This is a genomic window from Pseudomonas sp., assembly GCF_002796985.1.
Classification (GTDB): domain Bacteria; phylum Pseudomonadota; class Gammaproteobacteria; order Pseudomonadales; family Pseudomonadaceae; genus Pseudomonas.
Window position 1 is genome coordinate 36,386 of the sequence record NZ_PEKX01000020.1, and the last position, 26,238, is coordinate 62,623.

Sequence of the window (26,238 nt, forward strand, 5' to 3'; positions counted from 1 at the left end):
TGTTGCGGAGGGCCGCACCGTCAAGTGCGGCCTGCCGCCCTTGCCACGCCCTCCTCGAAAGTCATCCGACCGCTTTTGAGGACGTTCCATGAAACTGACCCGACTCGCCCTGGCCACCAGCCTGCTGCCCGGCATGGCCTTCGCCACTGGCGATATCTACACGCTCTCCGACCAGGTGATCACCTCCGCCCGCCAGGCCCAGCCGCGTGCCGAAGCTACCTCGGCCAACAGCGTGTTCACCCGCGCCGACATCGAACGCCTGCAAGTGCGCAGCGTGCCCGCCCTGCTCGCCCGCGTGCCCGGCGTGCAGATGGGCAGCTCCGGTGGCGTGGTCTCCTACTCCGTGCGCGGCACCGGCACCGCGCAGACCCTGGTGCTGGTCGATGGCCAGCGTGTCGCCTCGGCCAGCAGCGGCATCGCCCGACTGGACTACCTGAGCATCGACAGCATCGAGCGTGTCGAAGTAACTCGCGGCCCGCGCTCCGCGCTGTACGGCGCCGACGCCATCGGCGGGGTCATCCAGATCTTCACCCGCCGCGGCGAAGCCGGCCTGCACCCGGAAGTGCGTCTGGCCGCTGGCAGCCACGGCACCTTCGAACGCAGCCTGAGCCTCTCCGGTGGCGACGAGCAGACCCGCTACAACCTCGGCGGCAGCCTGGACGAAAGCCAGGGCTGGGATCGCACCAGCGACAACGTCGGCGCCGACAGCGACCACGACGCCCAGCGCAACAAGGCCGTGCACCTGAACCTGGACCATCGCTTCAGCGAGGACTGGAAGGCCGGCCTGAACCTCAACGACCAGCGCGGCAAGAACGAATACGACGACGCCTACAACTTCGAGCCGGGTACGCCCCAGGACGAATTCCGCGTCAGCAGCTACAGCGCCTTCCTCGACGGCCAGCTCACCCAGATGTGGAACAGCCGCCTGGAGCTGGGCCGCAGCTTCGACCGCAACAAGGCCGTGGGCGCTGCCGACAGCTGGAACAACGGCACGCTGGAAACCACCCGCCACTCGGCGAGCTGGATCAACCGCCTGCAACTGGACGACGCCAACCAGTTGGCCCTGGGCGCCGACTGGTACGAAGACAAGGTCGACGGCAGCACCGCCTTCGCCGAAGACCAGCGCAGCAACCGCGCCTTCTTCGCCCAGCACAGCTTCAAGGGCGACAACTTCGGCACCGAGCTGGGCATCCGCCACGACAACAACCAGGCGTACGGCAGCCAGAACAGCTGGAACGCCGCCTTCAGCCTGCCGGTGGGCGACAGCCAGACCTGGATCGCCAGCTACGGCGAAGGCTTCCGCGCGCCGACCTTCAGCGACCTCTACTACCCCGGCGCAAGCAACCCGGACCTCAAGGCCGAGACCTCGAAGACCTACGAGCTGCAATGGCGCGGGGACATCGAAGGCACGCACCTGGAAGCCTCGCTGTACCGCACCGAGATCGACGACATGATTGCCTGGGACAGCAACAGCAATCAGCCGGAGAACATCAACAAGGCGCGCATCAATGGCTTCGAGGCCAGCGTCGCCCGCGACGTGCTGGGCTGGCAGGCCGCGCTCGGCCTGAGCCTGATCGACCCGCGCGACCGCGACACCGGCCACACCCTGCCGTACCGCGCACGCCGCACCCTGAGCCTGGACCTCGACCGCCAGTTCGGCGCCATCGGCGTCGGCGGCACCTGGCGTGCAGTCAGCCAGCGCTACGACGACGCCGCCAACACGCGCGAGCTGTCCGGCTACGGCGTACTCGACCTGCGCACCAGCTGGCTGGCCAGCGATGAGATTCGCTTCGACCTGAAGCTCGATAACGCCCTGGACCGCGACTACACCCTGGGCGACTACCTGCGCCCGACCAGCCCGATGGACTTCATGGGCGAAGCCCGCCCCTACCAGGAACCTGGCCGCACCGCGCTGCTGGCGGTGACCTGGACGCCGGAGCTGTAAGTCAGGCCCGAGCCGAATGGCTCTTCGTAGGATGGCGTGGAGCGAAGCGATACCCATCGATCCCTGCACCGACAGCATGGGTATCGCCTAGGCTCCACGCCATCCTACGGTCGAGGCTCCCGGAGGCGGTAGTGGGCCATGCCCTCGATCGCACCCATGGGGCGCTCCTGCAGGGAACATCGGTGTCAGGACCTGTTCGCGAGCAAGCTCGCCTCCTACGAAGAGCGCACTGGCCCAGCCTGTAGGAGCGAGCTTGCTCGCGAACCCGCTCAACGGCGGGCTCAGCCCAGAACACCCGCCATCCGCCCCAACTCCGCGCAGTCCCGCGCGTGCCAGTCGGTCAGCTCCGGCCATGGATTCTCCGGCAGATTGACCAGAGCACTGTGCGCCCCGGCGGCGCGGGCGCAGTCGAGGTCGAAGCGGTAGTCACCGACCATCAGCATCCGCTGCGGCGCCACGTCCCAGCGCGCGGCCAGGCGTAGCAGGCCGTCCGGGCTGGGCTTGGGCTCGGCCTCGCCACGGCCGAGAACATCCTCGGTCAGGAAGCAATCACCGATGCCAATCGCGGCCAGCGTGATCAGCGCCAGCTCATGGGCATTGCGGGTGAGGATGCCGAGGCGGTAGCCGGCGCCGTGCAGCGCACGCACCAGTTCGACTGCGCCGGGAGCAGCAGTGGAGGCCACCGCCAGCTCGCGCTCGTGCTCCAGCAGCCAGGCATGCTTGGCCGCCGCCTCGGCTTCCGGCAGCGCCGCCAGGTGGCTGAGGATGTCGTGCTCCTGGGGAATCCCCAGGGCGCGCTTGATCGCCGGGAAGTCATGCACCGCCAGGGTCAGGGTGCCGTCCATGTCGAACACCCAGTGGCGGATGCCTTCCAGCGTCATGCCCAGTCCTCGCGGCGGCGGATCAGGCCTTCCTGGGTCGAGGAGGCGACCAGCTGGCCGTCCCGGTTGAAGATGCTGCCACGCACGAAGCCACGGCCATTGCCGGCCCAGGGGCTGTCGATGGCGTAGAGCAGCCACTCGTCCGCGCGCAGGTCGCGGTGGAACCACACGGAATGGTCGATGGTGGCGACCTGCATGTCCTTCTGCCACACCGAGCGCCCGTGGGGCAGCAGCGAGGTGGTGAGGAAGCCGAAGTCCGAGGCGTAGGCGAGGATGTATTTGTGCAGCGCCGGGATGTCCGGCAGCTTGCCGTCGGCGCGCAGCCAGAGGTACTTGATCGGCTCGCCGACCTCGGGGTCGTACGGGTCGTTCTCGGTCACCGGGCGGATTTCGATGGGCTTGGGATACAGCAGCTTGTCGCGGATGCGCTCGGGGAACTGCGCAGCACTGCGCTTCTTCAGGTCCTGATCGGTCGGCAGGTTCTCCGGGCCGACCACGTCGGGCATGGCGATCTGGTGCTCGAAACCGCCCTCGTCGGTCTGGAACGAGGTGCTCAGGGCGAAGATCGGCTGGCCCTTCTGGATCGCGGTGACGCGGCGGGTGCTGAAGGTGCCGCCGTCGCGCACGCGATCGACCTGATAGACGACCGGCTTGCTGGCGTCGCCCGGGCGCAGGAAGTAGCCGTGCATGGAGTGCACATGGCGCTCCGGCTCCACGGTCTGGCTGGCCGCCGACAGCGCCTGGCCGAGCACTTGCCCGCCGTAGAGCTGGCGGAACCCGAGGTCCTGGCTCGAGCCACGGAACAGGTTCTCTTCGATCTGTTCCAGGCTCAGCAGAGCCACCAGGTTGTCCAGGATCTGGGTCATGCGCTTTGTTTCCTCAATTGCGGTCTTGCTGAAGTGGGAGTCGGCGCGGCGCGCTGTAGGCGGGAAGGCTGCTGAGGCGTTCGTCCCAGACTGCGCGGCCGATGGTGAAATGATAGAGGCTGACCGGGCAGTCCGAACCACCGCCGAGCAATTCGTCCAGCGCCGGATCGAAATAGCAGCCGATGCCGGTGCCCGAGAGGCCGGCCGCCTCGGCTTCCAGGTAAAGCAACTGGCCGACCTGCCCAGCCTCCCAGTACAGGCGCGGGTAGGTCCAGGCACCCTCGGCAAGCGCAGCGTCGAGATCGGCCAGCATGGCGAAAGCGACGCAACCGTCGCTGGCGATGTCCTGCCCGCAGGAGAGGAACGCCGACAGCCCGCGCGCATCACCGGACAACAGGCGGTACAGCGGCACGCCGCTCTCCTCTACCGGTTGCCACAGGTAATCCTCGCGCAGCCCGCCCGCCTCGCGACCACTGCGGCCCAGCCAGTACAAGCCCGGCTCCAGGCCCTGGACGCGATGGACGAACAGTAGCAGGTCGATGCGCGACAGCTCGCCGGTGCAGGCGAAGGGCACGGGCGAACGCTCAGGCATCAGGCGGCGCAGCCAGGCATACAGCAACTCGGCGTGAATGCCGCTGCGGCCGTCCATGGACTGCGCGCTACGCCGGCGATGCAGGATCGGGCGCAACGGCAGGCCGGGGTTATCCACAGCGGGCTCGGCTCTCGACGCGGACCAGTCGCGAGCCGGCAGTGCGGGCGCGCGGCATAACGGGTGCACACGCTCCAGCTCCGGCCAGTGGCGGGAGTCCCGCGACAGGCGATTGGGCGTGCCGATCAGCGGCAACTCGGCGAGGCTCTTGAGCAGCGCGCCGGGCAACGGGAACTCGTCGGGCTGTGCCGGGCCGATCCACAGCAGCGCGTCGGCGAACTCGTGCTCGCTGAAGCCGTCGCGGTCGAGGCCGATCAGGCTATCCAATTGCGCCTCGGCCACACCGCGCAGCAGGCGCATCTCCCAACCCTGGATCGCCGCGGCAATGCTCAGGCAGGCCAGCGCATGGCCGAGGTCGTGATTGCAGTAGCGATAGGCGCGCTCGCCGTACTTCCAGGCCTCGCGCCAGGGAATGCTCGCCAGCGTCAGCAGGAAACCGCCGGCGGGCAAGGCGTCGTTCAGTTGTTCGGCCAGCGGCGCGGGCAGCTCGGCACGCACCTCCAGCACATGTTCGTCGGCGCTGTAGTGCGCCAGCAGCGCGGCGTTATCCACAGCCCCGGAGGGCAGCAGCAGGTAGGCCTCGGTCGGGTGCAGGTTGCCGCTGGAAGGATTGACCCGCAGCGCCCAGCGGCTGCCGCCGGCATCCTTCCAGGCCGACAGCGCCAGGCTGTCGTAGAGCAGTTGCGAGACGCTGGCGAGGTTCAGCGGAGCGGGCGCACCGAGGGGGCCGGCGAACACCTCGTCATAACCCGGCGACTCTTCCTGCGATCGGTGCAGCAGCTCGATGCAGCGCGCCCCGGCATAGCGGCGGAAGGCGGCCGGCTGGGTCGCCCAGTCGAGCTGGCCGGGGCCGGGGGCGAAGCGCTCCGGGCGATGGCTGCTCAGGTCGTGATAGGCGCGGACGCCTTCGATCGGCTTCATGGGCGACGAATCCGGTAGAGCACATGCTGGCGCAGCGGATGGCCTTGCGGCAGGCGTGGATGTTCGAAGTCGCCGGCCTCGTCACGTTGCATGCCCAGGCGCTGCATCAACCCCTGCGACGGCAGGTTGGCCGGCACGGTGAAGGCGACCACTTCTTCCAGCTGCAACTGCTCGAAGGCGAATGCCAGTGCTGCGCGAGCCGCCTCCAGCGCATAGCCCTGCCGCCAGTAGGCCGTATTGAAGCGCCAGCCGATTTCCACCGCCGGGGTGAACGGCGCGTCGAAGGAGACGTGCTGCAAGCCGAGCACGCCAATGCAGGCGCCATCCTCGCGACGCTCGACTATCCACTGGCCGAAGCCGTGCTCATCGAAGTGCCCGAGAATGCGCGCGGCCAGCAGGTCGCTGTCCTCACGGCTCATGCAGGCGGGGAAATGGCGCATCACCTGGGCGTCGGCATTCAGCGCGGCGAAGGGCGCCAGGTCGTCGTGGCGCCACGGTCGCAGGAGCAGGCGCTCGGTGGTCAGGCTGGGAAAATCCATGGGCGTCATCGCGGCTGAGCATAAGGTCACCATGATACCCGGCGACGGGCCTGTAGGACGCAATCCGTCAGACGAGGCGCAATCGATTCAGCAGGGAAGGCCTTCATCTGGTATTTTTCTCCTACCTTCGCTGTCGGTCACTGCCTTGACCGTGCTCACGCAGACAGCCGCGCCGCCCTGGCGCACCTCGAAAAAGACCAAGGAACCCCCATGACGACCTCCACCACCGGACTGCATCGCAGTACGGCCCTGGTGCTTTTCGCATTGGCTGTCGGCGGCTTCGCCATCGGCACCACCGAATTCGCCACCATGAGCCTGCTGCCCTATTTCGCCCCGGCGCTGGGCATCGATGCGCCCACCGCCGGCCACGTGATCAGCGCCTACGCCCTCGGCGTGGTCGTCGGCGCGCCGCTGCTGGCGGTGCTCGGCGCGCGCCTGCCACGGCGCACCCTGCTGGTGCTGCTGATGGCACTGTTCGCCGTCGGCAACGGCCTCAGCGCCCTGGCGCCGACCTACCACTGGATGCTGCTGTTCCGCTTCATCAGCGGCCTGCCCCACGGCGCCTACTTCGGCATCGCCGCACTGGTCGCCGCCTCCATCGTGCCGCCGCACCGGCGCACCGTGGCGGTCGGGCGGATGTTCCTCGGCCTCACCGTCGCCACCATCATCGGCGTGCCGGCGGCCAACTGGCTCAGCCAGGCCGTGGGCTGGCGCTGGAGCTTCGCGCTGGTGGCCGCACTGGGCGTGCTGACCATGCTCTGCGTGCGTCTGCTGGCGCCTTACTCGCCCGCCGAGCCGGACTCCAGCCCATTGCGCGAGCTGGGTGCGCTCAAACGCGGACAGGTCTGGCTGACCCTGGGCATCGGCGCCATCGGCTTTGGCGGGCTGTTCGCGGTGTACACCTACCTGGCCGACATACTCGGCGCGGTCACCCACGTCTCGCCGAGCGTCGTGCCGCTGATCCTGGCGGTATTCGGCATCGGCATGACCCTGGGCAACCTGTTCATCCCGGTACTCGCCGACCGCGCCGTGATGCCCACCGCCGGCGGCCTGCTGGTGTGGAGCGCGGTGGTGCTGGCGATCTTCCCGTTCACCGCGGGGAATATCTGGGCCATTTCGATCTGCGTGTTCTTCGTCGGCTTCGGCGGCGCGCTGGGCACCGTGCTGCAAACCCGCCTGATGGACGTCGCCGAAGACGCCCAGGGCCTCGCCGCAGCGCTGAACCACTCGGCGTTCAACTTCGCCAACGCGCTGGGCCCGTATCTCGGCGGCCTGGCCCTGGCGGCCGGCTATGGCTGGACCTCGCCGGGCTGGGTCGGCAGCCTGCTGGCCGTCGGCGGCTTCGTGCTGTGGTCGGTGTCGATGCTCACCAGTCGCAGCGCGCGAAACGACGCAGCCCTCTCCAACCAAGGCTGATACGTAAAAGGGCCGGCGCGATGCCGGCCCTTTCGTCTGCGCGCTGCGCCGACGTACCCTGTGAGCACATTCCCGACCCGCCGACGCCATGCCGCTGCCCCTGGTCTACCACGACGACTACAGTCCGCCCTTTCCGGACAACCACCGCTTCCCCATGGAAAAGTTCCGCCTGCTGCGCGACCACCTGGTGGACAGCGCCCTGGTGGAAGACGCGCAATTGCTGCGCCCGGAACTCTGCCCGCAGGACGTCCTCGCCCTGGCCCACGACCGGGACTACATCGAACGCTACTGCAGCGGCGAGATGAGCCGCGAGGAGCTGCGCCGCCTCGGCCTGCCCTGGAGCGAAGCGCTGGCGCGGCGCACGGTACGTGCGGTGGGCGGATCGGTACTGAGTGCTGAGCTTGCGTTACAGCATGGATTGGCCTGCCATCTGGCGGGCGGTACGCACCACGCACACCACGACCATGCCTCGGGCTTCTGCATCTTCAACGACCTGGCGGTGATCAGCCTCTACCTGCTGGAAAGCGGCAAGGCCAACCGCGTGCTGATCTTCGACTGCGACGTGCACCAGGGCGACGGCACCGCGCGCATCCTGGAGAACGTGCCGGACGCGGTGACGGTGTCACTGCATTGCGAGAAGAACTTCCCCGCGCGCAAGGCGCAGAGCGACTGGGATATTCCCCTGCCGCTGCACCTGAGCGACGCGGAGTACCTGAAGGTGGTGCGGGAAGCGCTGGACTACCTGCTGCCGCTGTACCAGCCGGACATCGTGCTCTACGACGCCGGCGTGGACGTGCACCAGGACGATGCCCTGGGCTATCTGCAACTCACCGATGCGGGACTGGCGGCGCGCGACGAACACGTCATCCGCCGCTGCCTGTCCAGTGATATTCCGGTGGTCGGTGTGATCGGCGGCGGCTACGACAAGGATCGCCACGCGCTGGCCCGGCGCCACGGCATCCTGCACCACAGCGCGGCGCGGGTGGCGACGGAGCTTCAGTTGGTGCGGTAGCGCGAATTGTTGGTGTCCATCCGCGAGACCAGTCGCTGTTGTTCCCAGCGCGTCAATTCGTGGTCGGAGAACCCGAGCAGCGCGGCGGCGCGGGGCCGGCACTCCGCCGCATAGTGCTTCTCGCAGAAACGCATCACCTGCTCCGGCACATGGTGCTGCAACAACTCCTGAGCGCGCAGCGGCCCTGCGTACTTCAGGTAGCGCGGCAGCAGGCGGCTCCAGTTGGTGAACACGTACAGGTTGTGCAACGCGATCTGTATCGACAGCAGCTCCAGTACGCGCTGTTCGAACTTCTGCTTGGAGCCCTGCAGGTTCTTGTTCAGGCGCACCACCATGTGAGCCACCGCCTCGTTGAGCAAGGCGCGGATCTCCTCGTTGGGGAGACTCCTGATGACAATGTCGAGGCCATTCACCCGCACGCGGGTGTCGCTGCCCTCCACCCACAGGTGGGCCTCATGAGAGCGAAGGTAATCACGAACTTTCATTGACAGTCGGACCAAGGTTGCAAGAGGCCCGCATGCTGATGGATTCACAAAAGCGCCAACATCGGCGCAATCTCGATCCCCTGTAGGAATTCTCGTAACCCCCTCTTTTTCAGACATCACTCGCGAGCCTCGGCGTTGCCGGACGCCCCAAGGACAGCACCGCGTCTTTTCCCCGACAACGGTGGAGCCGCCTGTGGATAAGCTGCGGAAAAGCACTCGTCACGCCCGCCCCCGCAGGCCCCGCGAGAGCTGGGCAAAAAATGAACAACCGGCGCAAAGCATCGCTGCGCTAGAATTGCGCCCTCCCCGCTTATCCTCGTCTGGCCTTCGCATGACCGATTCCCGCCCCATCGCCTCCCGCACTGCCGTTGTCATCGGCGGTGGTCCTGCCGGCCTGATGGCGGCCGAAGTCCTGGCCAGCGCCGGCGTGCAGGTGGAGTTGTTCGACGCCATGCCCTCGGTCGGGCGCAAGTTCCTGCTGGCTGGCGTCGGCGGCATGAATATCACCCACTCCGAGGCGCGCGAGCCGTTCCTCTCCCGCTATGGGAAGCGCTCGCAAACCCTGGCGCCGCTGCTCGACGCCTTCGACAACCAGGCGCTGTGCGCGTGGATTCACGGCCTGGGCATCGACACCTTCGTCGGCACCTCGGGCCGGGTCTTCCCTACCGACATGAAGGCCGCGCCGCTGTTGCGGGCCTGGCTCAAGCGCCTGCGCGAGGACGGCGTGGTTATCCACACCCGTCACCGCTGGCTGGGCTGGGATGCCAATGGCGCGCTGCTGATCGAGGGGCCGGAAGGCCAGCGCAGCGTCACCCCCGACGCGACCGTGCTGGCCCTCGGCGGCGGCAGTTGGCAGCGTCTGGGCTCGGACGGCGCCTGGGTGCCGCTGCTCGCCGAGCGTACGGTGGATATCTCGCCACTACGCCCGGCCAACTGCGGCTTCGAGGTCGCGGGCTGGAGCGAATTCTTCCGCGACAAGTTCGCTGGTGCGCCGGTCAAGCCGGTGGCGCTTTCACTGGAAGGCGATACGCCGCGCCAGGGCGAATTCGTGGTCACCGCTGGCGGTATCGAAGGCAGCCTGGTCTATGCACTGTCCGCCGGTATCCGCGAACGCATCGAGCAGACCGGCAGCGCCACGGTGCACCTCGACCTGCTGCCCAACCGCAGCCTGGAGCAGGTCGCCAAGGCCGTCGCCCAGCCGCGCGGTTCCAAGTCCATGGCCAACCACCTGCGTGGCCGACTCGGCCTGGACGGCGTGCGCGCCGGGCTGTTGCGCGAGTTGTCCACAGCCGCCGACTACGCCAATCCGCAGCGCCTCGCCCAGTTGATCAAGGCGTTGCCGCTGAGCGTGGTGCGCACCCGTCCGCTGGATGAAGCCATCAGTAGCGCCGGTGGCGTGACCTTCGAGGCGCTGGACGACAGTCTGATGCTCAACGCCTTGCCGGGCGTGTTCTGCGCCGGCGAGATGCTCGACTGGGAAGCGCCCACCGGCGGCTACCTGCTCACCGCCTGCTTCGCCAGCGGTCGCGCCGCCGGGCTCGGCACATTGCAGTGGCTCGAATCGCAAGGCTGAGCGCTGCCAAAACTGGAACCATGGTGCTAGATTCTCGACTCCCACCCAGGAGTCGCCTGCATGCCGCTGACCTTCCGCCGCGCCCGTCCCGATGATGTCGATGCCGCCATCCCGCTGATCTACAGCTCCGGCCCCGACGCCTTCGACTACGCCTTCGCCCGCCCCGGCCGCAACAGCGCCCAGGACTTCCTGCGCTATGCCTTCGTCCAGGGTGGCGGGCAGTTCGGCTGGCGCCAGCACTGGGTCGGCGAACAGGACGGCCAGGTGGTGGCAGCCGGCACGGTGTTCGGCGGCGAAGTGACCCTGGGCTACATGCTCGCGGCCACGCGACAGATTCTCGGTTACTTCGGACTGGGCTCGGCGGGAGTGATCCGCCGCGGCCTGCAACTGGAACGGATCATCTGCCCACCGCCGCGCAAGACCCTGTACCTCGCGCACCTGGGCGTCACCCCGGATCTGCGTGGCGAAGGCCTCGGCAGCCAGCTGATCGACCACTTCCTGCAGATCGGCCGCAGCGGCAGCCTGCCCATGGCCGCGCTGGATGTCTCGGTGGCCAACCCCAAGGCCCAGGCACTCTACGAACGCCTCGGCTTCAGCGTGCAGAAGGAACGCCTGTCGACCTTGCCGGGGGTTTCCAGCCACCGTTACATGCAGCGCAAGCTCTGAGCTAGACTCGCGGCCAGCCGCCCGCCAGTGGCGGCCCGATCCCTTGCCGTCGTGACAGCCTGCTCACGCATTAACCAGGAAGGTTGCCCATGAGCACTGCCAGCGTTGAACTGAAAGTCTTCGTCCCCGCCCGCGATTTCGCGCTCTCCCGGCAGTTCTACCAGGACCTGGGCTTCCACTCGCCGTGGAACTCAGAAGAGCTCGCCTACTTCCACCACGGCGACCACTGCGCCTTCCTGCTGCAGAACTACTACGTCAAGGAATTCGCCGAGAACCTGATGCTGCACTTGCTGGTGGAGGACGCCGACGCCTGGTACGCGAAGGTGCGCGACTCTGGCCTCGCCGAGCGTTATGGCGTGCGCCTTGGCGTACCGGAAGACCAGCCGTGGAAGATGCGCGACTTCACCCTGCACGACCCCAGCGGCGTGCTCTGGCGGATCGGGCATAACCTCGACTGAGGCGCTCGCGCACGATGTACGGGCGGGTTCATCCGCAATCCGGCCGTGAGGCCGGCCAGGGAAGCATCGCGGACAGGGTTCGCTCCTACAGGCTCAAGGGCCCCTAACCCTCTCCCGCAAGCGGGAGAGGGGACTGACATGGCATCCGCCGTTGCCACGACGGCGGATAACGCTGGCGCGTTATGCGCCCTACGAGTCTGACTTGTAGGAGCGACTACTTCAGGTACCACCCCCAAGGCTGATCCGAGAGGTACTCGGTCACCTGCTTCACCTCCAGGTAGTTTTCCAGCCCCCACACACCCAGCTCGCGGCCGATGCCGCTGTGTTTCATGCCGCCCCAGGGCGCCTGGGTGAAGGTCGGCTGCGAGCAGTTGACCCAGACGATCCCCGCGCGCAGCCCATCGGCCACCCGCGCGGCGCGCTGCAGGTCGCCCGACATCACCGCGCCGGCCAGGCCAAAGCGGCTGTCGTTGGCCAGGCGCAGGGCCTCGGCTTCGGTCTTGAAACGCTTCACGCAGAGCACCGGGCCGAAGATTTCCTCGCGCCAGATCAGCGCGTCCTCGGCCGGCTCATCGAAGATCGCCGGCTCGATGAACCAGCCTTCGTCCAGGCCCGCCGGCCGCTTGCCGCCGGTAAGCAGCCGGGCGCCGCCGGCGCGGCCCTTCTCGACAAAGCCGAGCACCTTCTCGTGCTGCCCCTGGCTGACCAGCGGGCCAAGCAACACGCCCGGCTGCAGGCCGTTACCGATGCTGATGGCGCGGGTCGCCTCCACCAGCCGCTCGATCAGGCGCGGCGCGATGCCCTCCTGCACCAGCAGGCGCGAGGTGGCGCTGCAGACCTGGCCCTGGTTCCAGAAGATACCGAACAGGATCCACTCCACCGCCGCCTCGACGTCGCTGTCGTCGAAGACGATGAAGGCCGACTTGCCACCCAGCTCCAGGCTGACGTTCTTGATGTCCTGGGCTGCCGCCGACATGATCCGCGAGCCGGTCGGCACGCTGCCGGTGAAGGCCAGCTTGTCCACCCCCGGATGCTGACTCAGCGGCCCGCCGGCCTCCGCGCCGAGGCCCGGCAGCACGTTGAGCACGCCTGCCGGCAGGCCCACGGCATCCGCCGCAGCGGCCAGTTCGAGTGCGCTCAGCGGCGTCAGTTCAGACGGCTTGAGCACGCAGGTGGCGCCCGCTGCCAAAGCCGGCGCGACCTTCCAAGCGGCCATCAGCAGCGGGTAGTTCCACGGAATGATCTGCCCCGCCACGCCCACCGGCTCCTGGCGGATACGGCAGCGAAAGCGCTCGTCGGGCAGCGCCAGCAACTGGTCCTGGCGCTGGTCCAGTTCCCGCGCCAGCTCGGCGTAGTAGCAGAAGCAGCCGATGGCGTCGGCCACGTCCCACTGCGCTTCGGGCAGAGGCTTGCCGTTGTCGCGCACTTCCAGTTCAGCCAGTGAATCCTGGTTGCGTTCCAGCTCGCCGGCCAGCGCCTCCAGCCATTCGGCGCGCTCGCTGCCGCGGCTCTGCCCCCAGCCGCGATTGAACGCGGTACGCGCCGCGCGCACGGCGTGGTCGACGTCTTCCTCGGTGGCCGCCGGCACTTCGCCCAGGGGCTGGCCGGTGGCCGGGTCGAAGCTGGTGAAACGGCCGCCCAGGTCCGGCCTGACCCACTGCCCGTTGATGTAGAGCTGGTCACGCATCTTCGCGTCTCCTTGAAGTCGGCCCTCAGGCGGCCTGAACGCCGGTGCGGCGGTTCTGCAGGTAGCGGGAGGTGAACAGCAGCGCCAGCGAGGCGCAGATGATCACCGTGGAGATGGCGTTGATCTCTGGCGTGATGCCGCGGCGGATCGACGAGAAGATGTAGATCGGCAACGTGGTCTCGGAGCCGGCGACGAAGAAGGCGATGATGAAATCGTCGAAGCTGAAGGTGAACGCCAGCAGGAAGCCGGCCAGGATCGCCGGGGCGATCTGCGGCAGGGTTACCCGCCAGAAGGTATCCAGCGGCGGCGCGTAGAGGTCGGCGGAGGCTTCCAGCAGCGACTTGTCCATCGCCTCGACGCGGGTGCGGACGATCACCATCACCAGCGCCATGGTAAACAGCGAGTGCGCCGCCACCACGGTGCCGAAGCCCATGTTGAGTTTCGGCAGGCCGATGTCCAGCAGCGCCAGCAACGGGTTGAGCACGTCGAACAGGGTGATGAAGGCGATCAGCGTGGCGATGCCGATGACGATCCCCGGCACGATGATCGCGCAGTAGGTCAGGGCGTCGAACAGCAGGCGCACGCGCTTGCCGACCCGCTGCAGGCCGAACACCGCAAGGGTGCCGAACAGGGTGGCGATCAGCGCCGAGCAGAGAGCGATCAGCGCGCTGTTGCCCAGGGCTTCCATGATGAAGGGGTTGCCGAAGGCGCGGCCGAACCACTGCACCGAGCAGCACTGGAAGCTCAGCCCGCTGCGCCCGGCGTTGAAGGCGAAGAGCATGATCAGCGCGATGGGCGCGTAGAGGAACAGGTAGACCGAGGTGGAGTAACTGCGCAGCCACATGTCAGAGCACCCCGTCGTTGCGCGAGCCGCCGTAGCGGGCCACGAGTTTCAGATACACGCCGATGATCACCAGCATCATCGCCACCAGGGTCATCGCCACCGCGCTGCCGAAGGCCCAGTTGCGCGATTGCAGGAACAGGTCGACCAACGCGTTGCCGACGAAGAACACCTTGCCGCCGCCGAGGATCGCCGGGATCAGGAACTCACCCATGAGCAGGATGAACACCAGCATCACCCCGGTGATCACGCCCGGCGCGGACAGCGGCAGGGTGATCCGGCGGAAGGTTTCGAAGGCGCTCGCGCCGAGGTCGCCGGAGGCTTCCAGCAGGCGCTTGTCGAGCTTCTCCAGGGTCACGTAGATGGGGAACACCATCAGCGGCAGGTAGCCGTAGACGATGCCGATCAGCACCGCGTAGGGCGTGTTGATCAGGCGCACGTCGGCAATGCCGAAGGTCTCCAGCAGCGCCGGGATGCCGCGCCCGCTGAGCAGGAATATCCAGGCGTAGGTGCGGATCAGGAAGCTGGTCCAGAACGGCACGATCACCAGCGTGAGCAGCAACGACTTGTTGCGTTGCACCTTCACTGCGAGGAAGTAGGCCAGCGGGTAGGCTGCCAGCAGGCAGGCCAGGGTGCCCAGCGGCGCCAGGGTCAGGGTGTTCCAGAAGGCCTGGGCGCGGGAACCGAGGTTCAGGTAGTTCTCCAGCGTCAGCCCGCCGCCGTAGCCACCCACGGCGCTGCGCTCGCCGAAGCTGAAGACCAGGATGATCACCAGCGGCATCAGGAGCAGCAGCAGGAACCACAGGGTGGACGGCAGGAGCAGCAGGAGCGTGACGCGCCGGCCGAGGCTTTTCGCGCGCGAGGTGCTGGGCGTCGCCTGGGTCTGCGGCAACGGGGCGCTGACAGCGATGTTCATGTTCGATTCCCTACGCATGGTGTTACGCGGCCCCCTTGTAGGAGCTAGCTTGCTCGCGAACGAACTCCCCGGCAGCTCGGAAGCTGGGCGGGTTCGCGAGCAAGCTCGCTCCTACAGTCGGGGCATCGTCCTCAGGCGGCCTTGAACCGCGCCATCAGTTCGGCGCGCGCCGGGCTGGTGAGGGTCGCCGCGGCGCCGAACTCCAGCGGCGCCAGACGCTCGGCCGCCGGGTACATGATCGGGTCGTCGAGCATCTCCTTGGAGAGCAGCGCATCGACGCGCTTGTCCCCGCTCGGGTAGCCGTGGGAGAGCACCTCCAGCTTGTTGTGCTGCGGGTCGAGCAGGTAGTTGATGAACGCGTAGGCGGCATCGCGATGCTCGGCGCTCTTGGGAATGGCGAAGAAGTCGCTCCAGATCTCGCCGCCTTCCTTGCCCAGCACGAAGGTCATGTCCGGGTTGTCGCGGTGCAGCTGCGAGGCGTCGCCGGTCCAGGCCATGGCCATCCAGGCGTCGCCGTTGCGCAGCGAGGGCTGGATGTCGGAGTTGATCGCAAACAGGTGCGGCTTGGCCTGGATCAGCAGCTTCTCGGCCTCGGCCAGTTCCTTCGGGTCCAGCGAGTTGAAGCTGTAGCCGTAGTACTTGAGCGCGTTGCCGATGGCGGTGAGCTGGTAGTCGTGGACGATGGTGCGGCCCGAGGCGCTGGTCAGGGTCAGGTCCCAGAACTGCTTCCAGGAATCCGGGCTGCCCTTCACGCGGCTGGCGTCATAGACGATGCCGGTGGTGCCCCAGTTCTTCGGCACCGCGTAGACCTTGCCGTCCACCGTGCCCTGGGCCATGAAGCGTTCCTCGAAGGCCTTGGGGTCGAAGTTGGGAATGCGCGAAAGGTCCAGCGGCTCGATCAGCCCGAGCTGCACGTAGGTGCTGATGGTGTAGTTGGTCGGCACGAAGACGTCCCAGCCACTGCCGCCGGCCTGCAGCTTGGCGAGCATCTCCTCGTTGGAGCCGAACACGTTCATCTGTACCCGCGCGCCGGTGGCCTTGGCGAAGGCGTCGAAGTTCTCCTGGCTGTGGTAGTTCGGCCAGGTGGCCAGGGCCAGGCGATCGCCGATGTTGCTGCCTTCGGCGGCGTAGGCCTTGCCGCTCAGCAGTCCGGGGGTGTTGGCGGCGACCACGGCCATGGCCAGCCCGAGGCCGGTCCTGCCGAGAAAGTCGCGCCGCGTGATGGAGCCGTTTTCCCAGCTGCGCATCGTCTTGATGAAGCTCTTCTTGTCCATCGTCACTCCCCGCCTGTCTGCTGATTGTTGTCGTTAGGGTTGGATCGTCGAACTCACAGGGCCATGGCCAGGCCGCTGGCCTGGTTCCAGCCGACCTGCACCGGCGCGCCATGCTCGAAGGCTTCCGCTTCGCCGCCGGCCTTGCGCGGCACGCGCACGCAGACGATGCCGAAGGCGTCGGTGCGCACGCGGTATTCGGTGAGGTTGCCCAGGTAGATGCGGTCTTCGACGCGGCCCTTCAGGCGCACCTCGCGCTGCAGGTCCGAATCGGCGGCGGCGATGCCGACCAGCTCCGGGCGCACCGCGATGCAGCCTTCGGCCTGGGGCGTCAGCGCGGGGCCGGTGGGCGTCGGCGGGCTGCTCAGTTCCAGCCCGGCCGGGGTGCCCAGCACCACTCGGCCGGAATCGAGGCGGCGCACGGTGCCGGAGAACAGGTTGGATTCGCCGATGAAGTCGGCCACGTAGCGGCTCGCCGGGGTCTCGTAGAGCGCCTCGGGGGTGGCGGTCTGGATGATCAGGCCGTCCTTCATGATGCTGATGCTGTCGCTCATCGACAGCGCTTCTTCCTGGTCGTGGGTGACCAGCACGAAGGTGATGCCGACCTCGCGCTGCAAGCGCAGCAGCTCCGACTGCATCTCCTTGCGCAGCTTGCGGTCGAGTGCGGCGAGCGGCTCGTCGAGCAGCAGCACGGTGGGCTTGTTCACCAGCGCGCGGGCCAGTGCCACGCGTTGCTGCTGGCCGCCGGAAAGCTCGTGGGGCTTGCGCGTGCCAAAGCCGGAAAGACGGACCATCTCCAGTGCCTCGTCGGCCATGCGGCGCTGCTGCGCGCGGTCCGGGCGCGGCGTGCGGTAGCGCAGGCCGTAGGCAATATTCTCGGCCACCGTCAGGTGCGGGAACAGCGCGTAGTGCTGGAACACCATGTTCACCGCGCGCTGGTGCGCCGGCACCCCGGCCACCGCCTGGCCGGCCAGCAGCACTTCGCCCTCGCTGGGCTGCTCGAAGCCGGCGATCATCCGCAGGGTGGTGGTCTTGCCGCAGCCGGAGCTGCCGAGGAAGGAATGGAAGGCGCCGCGCTTCACCCGGAAGCTCAGCCCGTTGACCGCCGGCACGCTGCCGTAGCGCTTGACCACGTTACGGAATTCGATATCGAAGTCCTGACCGCTCTCCATCACCGCGCGCTCCCACTTTGTTCTTGTTGGTGGTCACGCTAGCAATGGGGCTTTCGGGGTGTATATATCCCTCGGGGGATAGATGTCGGGATTGGTGCGCCCCGTAGAAACGCGCCATGCGCACGATCGCCGGCATGGCGCGTCTCTGCTGGGTCAACCCATCAGCGTTCGCCCAGCTTGTGCCGCGCCGCGTACAGGCAAACCATCTCCATCGCCAGGGTCGCGCCGGCCAGGGCGGTGATCTCGGCGCTGTCGTAGGGCGGCGCGACTTCCACCACGTCCATCCCCACCAGGTTGATGCCACGCAACGCGCGGAGGATTTCCAGCGCCTGGTGCGAGCTCAACCCGCCACAGACCGGCGTGCCGGTGCCCGGAGCGAACGCCGGGTCGAGGCAGTCGATGTCGAAGGTCAGGTACACCGGGTTTTCGCCGACCCGCGCGCGGATGCGCTCGGCGATGGCCTGCGGCGTATGGCGGTGCACCTCGCGGGCGTCCAATACCTGGAAGCCCATGACGTCGTCGTTGGTGGTGCGCAGGCCGATCTGCACCGAGCGCGACGGGTCGACCAGCCCCTCGCGGGCGGCGTGGTAGAACATGGTGCCGTGGTCGATGCGCTGGCAATCCTCGTCCGGCCAAGTGTCGCTGTGGGCGTCGAAGTGGATCAGCGACAGCGGGCCGTGCTTCTTCGCATGGGCCTTGAGCAGCGGGTAGCTGATGAAGTGGTCGCCGCCCAGGGTCAGCAGCGCGCAACCGGCATCGAGGATGCGCGCTGCGTGGGCCTCGATGACTTCCGGGGTTTCCTGCGGCACGCCGTGGTCGAAGGAACAGTCGCCGTAATCGACCACCGCCAGGTGGTCGAAGGGGTCGAATTCCCAGGGGAAGTGCCGGGCCCAGGCCATCTGCACCGAGGCGGCGCGGATCGCGCGCGGCCCGAAGCGGCTGCCGGGGCGGTTGGTGGTGGCTGTGTCGAAGGGCACGCCGCTGACCACCAGGTCGACACCGCGCAGGTCGCGGCTGTAGCGGCGGCGCATGAAACTGGTGATGCCGGCGTAGGTGGATTCGGCAGCGGTGCCATACAGGCTGTCGCGGGTGATGGCCTGGTCGTTGTCCTGGGCAATGTCCATGGGGTCCTCGTCGTGGTTATCGGGTGATCACGGTGAACAGGTGGAGTGTCCGGTTCCGTAGGGCGCATCACCTGGAACAGGTTATCCGCCCTACGAAAGCCAGCGCATTCGTCAGCTACGGGTACGAAACGCCGACCACAGCCGGGTGCGTTCGCGCTGCTGCTTGAGGGTCAGCAATTGCTCGCCAAACAGCTTCTGGCGCATGGCGGCAGGTGGGTAGATGTCCGGATCACCGGCGACCTCGGCAGACAGCAGCGGCGTGGCCTTCAGGTTGGCGTTGGCGAAGTACAGGGTGTTGGTCAGCTCGGCGATGGAGTCCGGGCGCAGCATGAAGTCGATGAACACGCGGGCCTCCTGTGGGTGCGGCGCGTCCGCCGGGATGGCCATGGTGTCGAACCAGATCAGCGTGCCTTCCTTGGGTATCCGGTAGATCACCTCGAACGGCTTGTTCGCCTGCTTCGCTTGCGCGGCGCCCATCAGAGCATCGCCGGTGTAGGTCAGGGCGACGCACAGCGTGCCGTTCGCCAGGTCGTTGATGTGCTTGCCGCTGGCGATGTAGCGCACGTTGGGTTGCAGCTTCGCCAACAGCTCGCGGACCTGGGCCAGGTCGGCCGCCTCGGTGCTGTAGGGCGACTTGCCCAGGTAATTCAGCGCCACGCTGATGACTTCCTGCGGCGAGTCGATCAGCGAGATTCCGCAGTCGGCCAGGCGGCTGGCGTACTCGGGCTTGAACAGCAGGTCGAGGCTATCCAGCGGTGCGTCGGGAATGCGTTTGAGCACCTCGTCCTTGTTGATCGCCAGGCCCACGGTGCCCCAGGTGTAGGGCACGCCGAAGCGATTGCCGGGGTCGATGGCGGCGAGCTTGGCCAGCAGCTCCGGGTCGAGGTTGGCAAAATTCTTCAGCTGCGCGTCGTCCACCGGCTGCACGGCCTTGGCCTGGATGGCGCGGGCCAGGCCGCTGCTGGCGGGGAACACGACGTCGTAGCCGCTGGCGCCGGTCATCAGCTTGCTGTCGAGCACCTCGGCGCTGTCGAAGGTGTCGTATTTGACGCGGATGCCGGTTTCCTTCTGGAAGCGCTGCAGGGCATCGGCGCCGACGTAATCGGCCCAGTTGTAGAGGTTGAGCACCCGCTCCTGCGCCTGCAGGGGCATGGCCAGGGTCACGGCCAGAGCCGCCAGAGAAGCCTGGAAGAACGCACGCATGATCATCGCCTCAGGGTTGTTGTCGTTATGCGGCGAGCATGGAGCGGGCTTTACTTTGTAAAAATACAAAGTTAATTACTTTGGCATTTCACTACGGCAATGTTTGGAGACGACCATGCTCAGCCAATTGCGCGACCTCGACCTGCAGCTGCTGCGGCTGTTCGTCACCGTTGTGGAGTGCGGCGGCTTCAGCGCCGCGCAGGGCGAGCTGGGCCTGAGCCAGCCGAGCATCAGCATCCAGATGGCCAAGCTGGAGACGCGCCTGGGCTATCGCCTGTGCGAGCGCGGCAAGGGCGGCTTCCGCCTGACGCCCAAGGGCGAGCACCTGCTGCAATCAACCCGGCGGCTGTTCGTTGCCATCGAGGGCTTCCGTGACGAGGCACGCGGCGTGGCCGACAAGCTGCTGGGCGAGGTACGCATCGGGCTTTCCGAGGGGCTGGATGTGGAAGTGCTCGCGCAGCTGTCCGGAGCGATCCGGCGCTTCCGCCAGCGCAACGAGGCAGTCAGCCTGGAATTGATCACCGCCGCGCCCGCCGAGCTGGAACGCCTGCTGCTGCAGGATCGCCTGCACCTGGCGGTCGGTTACTTCGCCGGCACCCAGGCAGCGCTCGAGCATGTCGAGCTGTTCAGCGAACCCCAGGGTCTGTACTGCGGCATCGGGCATCCCGCCTTCAGCGAAAAGCAGCCGAGCCGCGACTCCCTGGCCGATGCCGACCAGGTGCTGCACCCCTACCGCTTCATCGCCGCCGACGAGCCGCTGCAAACCAGCCGCAGCAGCGCTCGCTGCGAGCAGGTGGACGGCAGCCTGGCGTTCATCCTCTCCGGCGCGCACATCGGCTACCTGCCCAGACACGTCGCCCAGCCGTGGGTCGAGCGCGGCCAGTTGCGTGAACTGCTGCCCGACGAGTTGGGCTTCGACGTGGCCTTCAGCCTGACCCGCCACCGTGGCCGCCACCCCGGCGACGCCGAGCAGGCCTTCGTCAGCGATCTGCTGGCAGCTTTTGGTCAGCACGCGGCCGATTGACGCGGCGGCGCCACGGGAACCGAGACTTGTAGGCGCAGTCCCACAGCCGCGATCACTTCTTGTGACAGCTCATCCGGCAACGCCTCGGGCCGCACCGGAAGCTTTCCGCTATCATGCCCGCCACCCATATGCCCGCCCATTACGTAGTCCGCGAGATGTCCATGCGCCGCCTGCTCACCCTGCTCCTGCTCCTGGTCGCCCTGCCCGCTTCCGCCGGCCTGTTCGACAAACCCGCCGAGAAGGGCAGCCTCACTGTCGCCCAGCCGGCCAAGGGCAACTTCCTGCCGGTGGCCGAGGCCTTCCGCGTCAGTGTCGAGGACAGCGACAGCCAACAGGTGAAGCTGCGCTTCATCAATGCCGACGGCTACTACCTCTACCAGCACCGCTTCAGCTTCAAGGTCGAACCCGCCGACAGTGGCGTGAGCGTCGGCGAAGTGAAGCTGCCGCCGGGCAAACAGCACCACGACGACTACTTCGGCGACACGGTGGTCTATTACGCCATCACCGACATCGACGTGCCGCTGGTGAACCCGCAGCACAAGCCCTTCACCCTGGTCGTCAGCTACCAGGGCTGCGCCGACAAGGGCCTGTGCTACGCGCCGGAAACCACCCGCCTGCAGATCGCCGACGGCCAGGCCGCCAGCGTCGTCAGCGGCCCTGCACCGTCCGTCGCCAAGGCCGCCGTCGGCTCGAGCAATCCGCTGGCCAGCCTGCTGGGCGACCACGAGCCGGGCAAGATCAAGAAACTCGGCCGCGCGCTGGTGATCTTCTTCCTGCTGGGCCTGGCGCTGACCTTCACCCCCTGCGTGCTGCCGATGCTGCCGATCCTCTCCGGAGTGGTGCTGCGCGGCCGCCCGGGCGGCATGCGCGGCCTGGCGCTGTCGCTGGCCTACGTGCTGCCGATGGCGGCCTGCTACGCGGTGCTCGGCACCCTGATGGGCCTGTTCGGCGCCAAGCTCAACCTGCAGGCGATGCTGCAATCTCCCTGGGTGCTGATCCCCTTCGCAGCCTTCTTCGTGGTCTTCGCCATCGCCATGTTCGGCGCGTTCGAGTTGCGCCTGCCGGGCTTCGTCCGCGAGCGCCTGGACAACCTGGCCAACAACACCCGCGGCGGCTCCATTGCCGGCGCGGCCACCCTGGGCGTGCTCTCCAGCCTGCTGGTGTCGCCCTGCGTCACCGCCCCGCTGGCCGGCCTGCTGCTCTACATCAGCAGCACCGGCGATGCGGCGGGTGGCGGCATGCTGCTGTTCTCCCTGGGCCTGGGCATGGGCACGCCGCTGGTGATCTTCGCCGTCGGTGGCGGCGCGCTGCTGCCCAAGAGCGGCGCCTGGATGAACGGCGTGCGCAATGTCTTCGGCGTGATGCTGCTGGCCGTAGCCATCTGGATGCTCGAACGCCTGGTCGCAGGCCCCGTGGCGCTGACCCTCTGGGGCACCCTGGCGGGCGGCGTCGCCCTGGCCATCGGCACCCTTGAACTGGGGCCGAAGAAGCCGCTGCAACGCCTCGGCCAACTGCTTGGCCTGATGCTGCTGGTCTACGCGGTGGCCGCCTGGACCGGCGCCCTGCGCGGCGAATCCGACCCGCTGCACCCGCTGGGCCGCAGCGGCGTCAGCGTCCATGCCGGCCCGCCCAGCTCCACTCCCGGCGACTGGCAGAACATCACGACCCCGGCGCAGCTCAATGCCGCGCTGGCCAGCGCCCAGGCCGCCGGTCGCCCGGTGCTGCTGGACTGGTACGCCGACTGGTGCATCAGCTGCAAGATCATCGAGCGCCAGGTGCTGCCGGCGCCGGAAGTCCAGTCGCAGCTGCCGGGCTTCGTCCTGTTGCGCTTCGACATGACCGCCAGCACCGAAGAACAGCGCGCCCTGCTCGACCGCTACAACCTGTTCGGCCCGCCCGCGTTGCTGTTCTTCTCGGCAAAAGGCGACGAATGGAGCGACCTGCGCATCATCGGCGAAACCGACGCCGCCACCCTCGCCGACCACCTGAAACAGGCGGGAACGCGCTCCTGATCACAGTTTGACTGCAACGGTTTTGCCGTAATCGGCTGGCAACATGCTGACATCTACGGCAAAACCGGCATGACTGGACAGTCACGCCGGCTTTCCGGCATAGTCCCGCCCACTCTTTTTCCGCCAAGAACAAGGACTACCGCATCCAGATGGCGACCTTACTGGTACTGCACGGGCCCAACCTCAACCTGCTGGGCACCCGCGAGCCCGACAAGTACGGCTCCGTCACCCTTGAGCAGATCAACCAGGACCTGGAGCGCCGCGCCCGTGAGGCCGGCCACCACCTGATGCACCTGCAGAGCAACGCCGAGTACGAACTGATCGACCGGATCCACGCCGCACGCAGCGAAGGCGTGGATTTCATCCTGATCAATCCGGCCGCTTTCACGCATACAAGTGTCGCGCTACGTGACGCATTGCTCGCAGTGAGCATCCCATTCATCGAAGTGCACCTCTCCAACGTGCACAAACGTGAACCTTTCCGGCATCACTCCTACTTCTCCGACGTGGCGGTAGGGGTGATCTGCGGTCTGGGAGCCACAGGCTATCGCCTGGCCCTGGAATCCGCCCTTGAACAACTTGAACGCCCGTGACCTCACCTGGGAGAGCGAACACTGATGGACATCCGTAAAGTCAAGAAACTGATCGAGCTGCTCGAAGAATCCGGTATCGACGAGCTGGAGATCAAAGAGGGCGAAGAGTCCGTACGCATCAGCCGTCACAGCAAGACTCCGGCCCAGCCGATCTACGCCGCTGCCCCTGCCTACGCTCCGGCGCCGGCCGCCGCTCCGGTTGCCGCTGCCGCCGCTCCTGCCGCCGAAGCCGCCCCGGCTGCCCAGAACCTTGCCGGCGCCGTGCGCTCGCCGATGGTTGGCACCTTCTACCGCGCTGCCTCGCCGACCTCCGCCAACTTCGTCGAAGTCGGCCAGAGCGTGAAGAAAGGCGACATCCTGTGCATCGTCGAAGCCATGAAGATGATGAACCACATCGAGGCCGAGACCAGTGGCGTGATCGGTCAGATCCTTGTGGAGAACGGCCAGCCGGTCGAGTTCGACCAGCCCCTGTTCACCATCGTTTAAAGCGCGGGGAACCTGCGATGTTGGAAAAAGTACTGATCGCCAACCGCGGCGAAATCGCGCTGCGCATCCTGCGCGCGTGCAAGGAGCTGGGCATCAAGACGGTGGCCGTGCACTCGACCGCCGACCGTGAGCTGATGCACCTGTCGCTGGCCGACGAAGCGGTCTGCATCGGTCCGGCCCCGGCTGCGCAGTCCTACCTGCACATCCCGGCGATCATCGCCGCGGCCGAGGTCACCGGCGCCGTGGGTATCCACCCCGGCTACGGCTTCCTCGCCGAGAACGCCGACTTCGCCGAGCAGGTCGAACGCTCGGGCTTCACCTTCATCGGCCCGAGTGCCGACGTCATCCGCCTGATGGGTGACAAGGTGTCCGCCAAGGACGCCATGAAGAAGTCCGGCGTACCGACCGTACCGGGCTCCGACGGCCCGCTGCCCGAGGACGAGGAAACCGCACTGGCGATCGCTCGCGAAGTGGGTTACCCGGTGATCATCAAGGCCGCCGGTGGCGGTGGTGGTCGCGGCATGCGCGTGGTGCACAAAGAGGAAGACCTGATCAAGTCCGCCAAGCTGACCCGCACCGAAGCGGGCGCGGCCTTCGGCAACTCGATGGTCTACCTGGAGAAGTTCCTGACCAACCCGCGTCACGTGGAAGTTCAGATCCTCTCCGACGGCCAGGGCAACGCCATCCACCTGGGCGACCGCGACTGCTCCCTGCAGCGTCGTCACCAGAAGGTGCTGGAAGAAGCTCCAGCCCCGGGCATCGACGAGAAGGCCCGCGCCGAAGTGCTGGCCCGCTGTGTCCAGGCCTGTGTGGAAATCGGCTACCGTGGCGCCGGCACCTTCGAGTTCCTCTACGAGAACGGCCGCTTCTACTTCATCGAGATGAACACCCGCGTGCAGGTGGAGCATCCGGTGTCGGAGATGGTCACCGGCATCGATATCGTCAAGGAGATGCTCAGCATCGCCTCGGGCAACAAGCTGTCGATCAAGCAGGAAGACGTGGTCATCCGTGGCCATGCGCTGGAATGCCGGATCAACGCCGAAGACCCGAAGACCTTCATGCCCAGCCCTGGCCGGGTGAAGCACTTCCACGCACCGGGCGGCAACGGCGTGCGTGTGGATTCGCACCTGTACAGCGGCTACGCCGTACCGCCGAACTACGACTCGCTGATCGGCAAGGTCATCACCTACGGCAAGGACCGCGATGAAGCCATGGCGCGCATGCGCAACGCGCTGGACGAGCTGATCGTCGATGGCATCAAGACCAACACCGAGCTGCACAAGACGCTGGTTCGCGACACGGAGTTCTGCAAAGGTGGCGTGAACATCCACTACCTGGAGAAGAAGCTGGGCATGGACAAGCACTAAGCGCTTGTTGAAAACCTGCTCCGCCTCGCTCCATCACAAGGGCTGCCTCCGGGCGGCCCTTGTGCTTTGCGGCCCCTGCACGCTGGCATGGCAAGGTGCCGTGCAGTAAGCTTGCCGCCTTTATCTGCGGGCCGCCCAGGCGGCCCGCTGTCTATTCCAGTAGCATCCCAGCACGATCGAGGTACCGCCCCATGCCCTGGCTCCAAGTCCGACTCGCCATCACCCCGGATCAGGCGGAAACCTATGAAGATGCGCTGCTGGAAGTCGGCGCCGTTTCCGTGACCTTCATGGACGCCGAAGACCAGCCGATCTTCGAGCCGGACCTGGGCACCACCCCACTGTGGAGCCACACCCACCTGCTCGCGCTGTTCGAGGCCGATACCGACGAGACGGCGCTGATTGCCCACCTGTCCCTGCTCACTGGCGGCGAGCTGCCGGAGCACCAGATCGAGCGCATCGAGGACCAGGACTGGGAACGCAGCTGGATGGACAACTTCAAGCCGATGCGTTTCGGCCGCCGCCTGTGGATCGTCCCGAGCTGGCACGACGCCCCGGAACCGGAAGCGGTGAACCTGCTGCTCGATCCGGGCCTGGCCTTCGGCACCGGCACCCACCCGACCACCGCACTGTGCCTGGAATGGCTCGACGGCCAGGAACTGACCGGCCAGCAGGTGCTGGATTTCGGCTGCGGCTCGGGCATCCTCGCCATCGCCGCGCTACTGCTGGGCGCCGAGCAGGCAGTCGGCACCGACATCGACCCGCAGGCCCTGGAAGCCTCGCGCGACAACGCCTCGCGCAACGGTATCGACCCGGCGAAATTCCCCGTCTACCTGCCCGCTGATCTGCCCAAGGCGCAGGCGGACGTCCTGGTGGCGAACATTCTGGCCGGTCCGCTGGTCACATTGGCAGAGCAGCTCACCGGGCTGGTGAAATCCGGTGGCCTGCTGGCCCTTTCGGGCATCCTTGCCGAGCAGGCCGAGGAAGTGCGCGCCGCCTATGCAAACGCCTTCGACCTCGACCCGACCGCCGAACGCGATGGCTGGATCCGCATCAGCGGCCGCCGCCGCTGAG

24 protein-coding genes are annotated in these 26,238 nt (G+C 67.1%); 12 read left to right on the forward strand and 12 right to left on the reverse strand.

Annotated elements, in window-relative coordinates; all coding sequences use genetic code 11:
• The first annotated feature begins 88 nt into the window (after nucleotides 1–88).
• On the forward strand, nucleotides 89–1,945 hold the full coding sequence (locus tag CTR55_RS22550) for a TonB-dependent receptor (RefSeq protein ID WP_296289533.1): 1,857 nt from the start codon (nucleotides 89–91) through the stop codon (nucleotides 1,943–1,945).
• Between the two features lie 281 nt (nucleotides 1,946–2,226).
• On the opposite strand, the gene CTR55_RS22555 is transcribed toward CTR55_RS22550, so the two are convergent.
• From CTR55_RS22555 to CTR55_RS22570, 4 genes are read right to left on the reverse strand one after another with little or no spacing between them, the layout of a single operon-like run.
• Nucleotides 2,227–2,826 carry an HAD family hydrolase gene (locus tag CTR55_RS22555; protein WP_296289535.1) on the reverse strand — a complete coding sequence of 200 codons (600 nt, stop codon included), beginning with the start codon at nucleotides 2,824–2,826 and terminating at the stop codon, nucleotides 2,227–2,229.
• A complete protein-coding gene (gene tesB, locus CTR55_RS22560; RefSeq protein ID WP_296289537.1) occupies nucleotides 2,823–3,692 on the reverse strand; it encodes an acyl-CoA thioesterase II in 870 nt (289 codons plus the stop codon). Before tesB ends, CTR55_RS22555 begins: the two co-directional genes overlap by 4 nt.
• 13 nt (nucleotides 3,693–3,705) lie before the next feature.
• Complete coding sequence (locus tag CTR55_RS22565; protein ID WP_296289539.1) at nucleotides 3,706–5,322, reverse strand: SagB/ThcOx family dehydrogenase; 1,617 nt, start codon at nucleotides 5,320–5,322, stop codon at nucleotides 3,706–3,708.
• Nucleotides 5,319–5,861, reverse strand: a complete 543-nt coding sequence (locus CTR55_RS22570) for a GNAT family N-acetyltransferase (RefSeq protein WP_296289541.1) — start codon at nucleotides 5,859–5,861, stop codon at nucleotides 5,319–5,321. Before CTR55_RS22570 ends, CTR55_RS22565 begins: the two co-directional genes overlap by 4 nt.
• 210 nt (nucleotides 5,862–6,071) lie before the next feature.
• On the opposite strand from CTR55_RS22570, the gene CTR55_RS22575 reads away from it, so the two are divergent.
• Both CTR55_RS22575 and CTR55_RS22580 read left to right on the forward strand, forming a co-directional pair.
• Complete coding sequence (locus tag CTR55_RS22575) at nucleotides 6,072–7,277, forward strand: MFS transporter (protein ID WP_296289542.1); 1,206 nt, start codon at nucleotides 6,072–6,074, stop codon at nucleotides 7,275–7,277.
• An 88-nt stretch (nucleotides 7,278–7,365) separates the two neighbouring features.
• Entirely contained in the window at nucleotides 7,366–8,289 is a 924-nt protein-coding gene (locus CTR55_RS22580; protein ID WP_296289544.1) for a histone deacetylase, read from the forward strand.
• On the opposite strand, the gene CTR55_RS22585 is transcribed toward CTR55_RS22580, so the two are convergent.
• Nucleotides 8,274–8,774, reverse strand: a complete 501-nt coding sequence (locus CTR55_RS22585) for a hypothetical protein (RefSeq protein ID WP_296289546.1) — start codon at nucleotides 8,772–8,774, stop codon at nucleotides 8,274–8,276. The genes CTR55_RS22580 and CTR55_RS22585 overlap by 16 nt on opposite strands.
• A gap of 331 nt (nucleotides 8,775–9,105) precedes the next feature.
• On the opposite strand from CTR55_RS22585, the gene CTR55_RS22590 reads away from it, so the two are divergent.
• The 3 genes from CTR55_RS22590 to CTR55_RS22600 all read left to right on the forward strand — a co-directional run bounded on the left by CTR55_RS22590 (nucleotide 9,106) and on the right by CTR55_RS22600 (nucleotide 11,471).
• On the forward strand, nucleotides 9,106–10,347 hold the full coding sequence (locus tag CTR55_RS22590) for a TIGR03862 family flavoprotein (protein WP_296289548.1): 1,242 nt from the start codon (nucleotides 9,106–9,108) through the stop codon (nucleotides 10,345–10,347).
• A 60-nt stretch (nucleotides 10,348–10,407) separates the two neighbouring features.
• The gene (locus tag CTR55_RS22595) at nucleotides 10,408–11,013 is read left to right on the forward strand and encodes an N-acetyltransferase (RefSeq protein ID WP_296289549.1); all 606 of its coding nucleotides are present in this window, start codon (nucleotides 10,408–10,410) and stop codon (nucleotides 11,011–11,013) included.
• An 89-nt stretch (nucleotides 11,014–11,102) separates the two neighbouring features.
• On the forward strand, nucleotides 11,103–11,471 hold the full coding sequence (locus tag CTR55_RS22600) for a VOC family protein (RefSeq protein WP_296289550.1): 369 nt from the start codon (nucleotides 11,103–11,105) through the stop codon (nucleotides 11,469–11,471).
• 214 nt (nucleotides 11,472–11,685) lie between these two features.
• On the opposite strand, the gene CTR55_RS22605 is transcribed toward CTR55_RS22600, so the two are convergent.
• The 7 genes from CTR55_RS22605 to CTR55_RS22635 all read right to left on the reverse strand — a co-directional run bounded on the left by CTR55_RS22605 (nucleotide 11,686) and on the right by CTR55_RS22635 (nucleotide 19,685).
• The gene (locus CTR55_RS22605) at nucleotides 11,686–13,158 is read right to left on the reverse strand and encodes an aldehyde dehydrogenase family protein (protein WP_296289552.1); all 1,473 of its coding nucleotides are present in this window, start codon (nucleotides 13,156–13,158) and stop codon (nucleotides 11,686–11,688) included.
• Between the two features lie 25 nt (nucleotides 13,159–13,183).
• Nucleotides 13,184–14,002 (reverse strand): ABC transporter permease, encoded by an 819-nt coding sequence (locus CTR55_RS22610; RefSeq protein WP_296289554.1) that lies wholly within the window; start codon nucleotides 14,000–14,002, stop codon nucleotides 13,184–13,186.
• 1 nt (nucleotide 14,003) lies between these two features.
• Nucleotides 14,004–14,915: an ABC transporter permease gene (locus CTR55_RS22615; protein ID WP_296289556.1), complete on the reverse strand. Its 912-nt coding sequence runs from the start codon at nucleotides 14,913–14,915 to the stop codon at nucleotides 14,004–14,006.
• A gap of 131 nt (nucleotides 14,916–15,046) precedes the next feature.
• Nucleotides 15,047–16,189 carry a spermidine/putrescine ABC transporter substrate-binding protein gene (locus tag CTR55_RS22620; RefSeq protein WP_296289557.1) on the reverse strand — a complete coding sequence of 381 codons (1,143 nt, stop codon included), beginning with the start codon at nucleotides 16,187–16,189 and terminating at the stop codon, nucleotides 15,047–15,049.
• Nucleotides 16,190–16,242: 53 nt separating this feature from the next.
• Nucleotides 16,243–17,358, reverse strand: a complete 1,116-nt coding sequence (locus CTR55_RS22625) for an ABC transporter ATP-binding protein (protein ID WP_296289559.1) — start codon at nucleotides 17,356–17,358, stop codon at nucleotides 16,243–16,245.
• A gap of 161 nt (nucleotides 17,359–17,519) precedes the next feature.
• The gene (gene speB / locus CTR55_RS22630; RefSeq protein ID WP_296289560.1) at nucleotides 17,520–18,482 is read right to left on the reverse strand and encodes an agmatinase; all 963 of its coding nucleotides are present in this window, start codon (nucleotides 18,480–18,482) and stop codon (nucleotides 17,520–17,522) included.
• Between the two features lie 111 nt (nucleotides 18,483–18,593).
• Nucleotides 18,594–19,685 (reverse strand): polyamine ABC transporter substrate-binding protein, encoded by a 1,092-nt coding sequence (locus CTR55_RS22635; protein ID WP_296289561.1) that lies wholly within the window; start codon nucleotides 19,683–19,685, stop codon nucleotides 18,594–18,596.
• 115 nt (nucleotides 19,686–19,800) lie between these two features.
• On the opposite strand from CTR55_RS22635, the gene CTR55_RS22640 reads away from it, so the two are divergent.
• The 6 genes from CTR55_RS22640 (at nucleotide 19,801) to prmA (ending at nucleotide 26,237) form a co-directional block, all read left to right on the forward strand.
• A complete protein-coding gene (locus tag CTR55_RS22640) occupies nucleotides 19,801–20,709 on the forward strand; it encodes a LysR family transcriptional regulator (protein ID WP_296289562.1) in 909 nt (302 codons plus the stop codon).
• 161 nt (nucleotides 20,710–20,870) lie between these two features.
• Nucleotides 20,871–22,721: a protein-disulfide reductase DsbD gene (locus CTR55_RS22645; RefSeq protein ID WP_296290352.1), complete on the forward strand. Its 1,851-nt coding sequence runs from the start codon at nucleotides 20,871–20,873 to the stop codon at nucleotides 22,719–22,721.
• 149 nt (nucleotides 22,722–22,870) lie between these two features.
• Nucleotides 22,871–23,314: a type II 3-dehydroquinate dehydratase gene (gene aroQ / locus CTR55_RS22650; RefSeq protein ID WP_207882439.1), complete on the forward strand. Its 444-nt coding sequence runs from the start codon at nucleotides 22,871–22,873 to the stop codon at nucleotides 23,312–23,314.
• 24 nt (nucleotides 23,315–23,338) lie between these two features.
• Entirely contained in the window at nucleotides 23,339–23,800 is a 462-nt protein-coding gene (gene accB, locus CTR55_RS22655; RefSeq protein ID WP_296289565.1) for an acetyl-CoA carboxylase biotin carboxyl carrier protein, read from the forward strand.
• A gap of 17 nt (nucleotides 23,801–23,817) precedes the next feature.
• Nucleotides 23,818–25,167, forward strand: a complete 1,350-nt coding sequence (accC, locus tag CTR55_RS22660) for an acetyl-CoA carboxylase biotin carboxylase subunit (protein ID WP_296289567.1) — start codon at nucleotides 23,818–23,820, stop codon at nucleotides 25,165–25,167.
• A gap of 191 nt (nucleotides 25,168–25,358) precedes the next feature.
• Nucleotides 25,359–26,237, forward strand: coding sequence for a 50S ribosomal protein L11 methyltransferase (gene prmA / locus CTR55_RS22665; RefSeq protein WP_296289568.1), 879 nt, complete (start codon nucleotides 25,359–25,361; stop codon nucleotides 26,235–26,237).
• The last annotated feature ends 1 nt before the right edge of the window (nucleotide 26,238 follow it).

What these genes read in the sequence shown, in the direction of transcription:
- CTR55_RS22550 (WP_296289533.1), top strand. Translation starts at nt 89, where the DNA reads ATGAAACTGACCCGACTCGCCCTGGCCACCAGCCTGCTGCCCGGCATG.
- CTR55_RS22555 (WP_296289535.1), bottom strand. Translation starts at nt 2,826, where the DNA reads ATGACGCTGGAAGGCATCCGCCACTGGGTGTTCGACATGGACGGCACC.
- tesB (WP_296289537.1), bottom strand. Translation starts at nt 3,692, where the DNA reads ATGACCCAGATCCTGGACAACCTGGTGGCTCTGCTGAGCCTGGAACAG.
- CTR55_RS22565 (WP_296289539.1), bottom strand. Translation starts at nt 5,322, where the DNA reads ATGAAGCCGATCGAAGGCGTCCGCGCCTATCACGACCTGAGCAGCCAT.
- CTR55_RS22570 (WP_296289541.1), bottom strand. Translation starts at nt 5,861, where the DNA reads ATGGATTTTCCCAGCCTGACCACCGAGCGCCTGCTCCTGCGACCGTGG.
- CTR55_RS22575 (WP_296289542.1), top strand. Translation starts at nt 6,072, where the DNA reads ATGACGACCTCCACCACCGGACTGCATCGCAGTACGGCCCTGGTGCTT.
- CTR55_RS22580 (WP_296289544.1), top strand. Translation starts at nt 7,366, where the DNA reads ATGCCGCTGCCCCTGGTCTACCACGACGACTACAGTCCGCCCTTTCCG.
- CTR55_RS22585 (WP_296289546.1), bottom strand. Translation starts at nt 8,774, where the DNA reads ATGAAAGTTCGTGATTACCTTCGCTCTCATGAGGCCCACCTGTGGGTG.
- CTR55_RS22590 (WP_296289548.1), top strand. Translation starts at nt 9,106, where the DNA reads ATGACCGATTCCCGCCCCATCGCCTCCCGCACTGCCGTTGTCATCGGC.
- CTR55_RS22595 (WP_296289549.1), top strand. Translation starts at nt 10,408, where the DNA reads ATGCCGCTGACCTTCCGCCGCGCCCGTCCCGATGATGTCGATGCCGCC.
- CTR55_RS22600 (WP_296289550.1), top strand. Translation starts at nt 11,103, where the DNA reads ATGAGCACTGCCAGCGTTGAACTGAAAGTCTTCGTCCCCGCCCGCGAT.
- CTR55_RS22605 (WP_296289552.1), bottom strand. Translation starts at nt 13,158, where the DNA reads ATGCGTGACCAGCTCTACATCAACGGGCAGTGGGTCAGGCCGGACCTG.
- CTR55_RS22610 (WP_296289554.1), bottom strand. Translation starts at nt 14,002, where the DNA reads ATGTGGCTGCGCAGTTACTCCACCTCGGTCTACCTGTTCCTCTACGCG.
- CTR55_RS22615 (WP_296289556.1), bottom strand. Translation starts at nt 14,915, where the DNA reads ATGAACATCGCTGTCAGCGCCCCGTTGCCGCAGACCCAGGCGACGCCC.
- CTR55_RS22620 (WP_296289557.1), bottom strand. Translation starts at nt 16,189, where the DNA reads ATGGACAAGAAGAGCTTCATCAAGACGATGCGCAGCTGGGAAAACGGC.
- CTR55_RS22625 (WP_296289559.1), bottom strand. Translation starts at nt 17,358, where the DNA reads ATGGAGAGCGGTCAGGACTTCGATATCGAATTCCGTAACGTGGTCAAG.
- speB (WP_296289560.1), bottom strand. Translation starts at nt 18,482, where the DNA reads ATGGACATTGCCCAGGACAACGACCAGGCCATCACCCGCGACAGCCTG.
- CTR55_RS22635 (WP_296289561.1), bottom strand. Translation starts at nt 19,685, where the DNA reads ATGCGTGCGTTCTTCCAGGCTTCTCTGGCGGCTCTGGCCGTGACCCTG.
- CTR55_RS22640 (WP_296289562.1), top strand. Translation starts at nt 19,801, where the DNA reads ATGCTCAGCCAATTGCGCGACCTCGACCTGCAGCTGCTGCGGCTGTTC.
- CTR55_RS22645 (WP_296290352.1), top strand. Translation starts at nt 20,871, where the DNA reads ATGCGCCGCCTGCTCACCCTGCTCCTGCTCCTGGTCGCCCTGCCCGCT.
- aroQ (WP_207882439.1), top strand. Translation starts at nt 22,871, where the DNA reads ATGGCGACCTTACTGGTACTGCACGGGCCCAACCTCAACCTGCTGGGC.
- accB (WP_296289565.1), top strand. Translation starts at nt 23,339, where the DNA reads ATGGACATCCGTAAAGTCAAGAAACTGATCGAGCTGCTCGAAGAATCC.
- accC (WP_296289567.1), top strand. Translation starts at nt 23,818, where the DNA reads ATGTTGGAAAAAGTACTGATCGCCAACCGCGGCGAAATCGCGCTGCGC.
- prmA (WP_296289568.1), top strand. Translation starts at nt 25,359, where the DNA reads ATGCCCTGGCTCCAAGTCCGACTCGCCATCACCCCGGATCAGGCGGAA.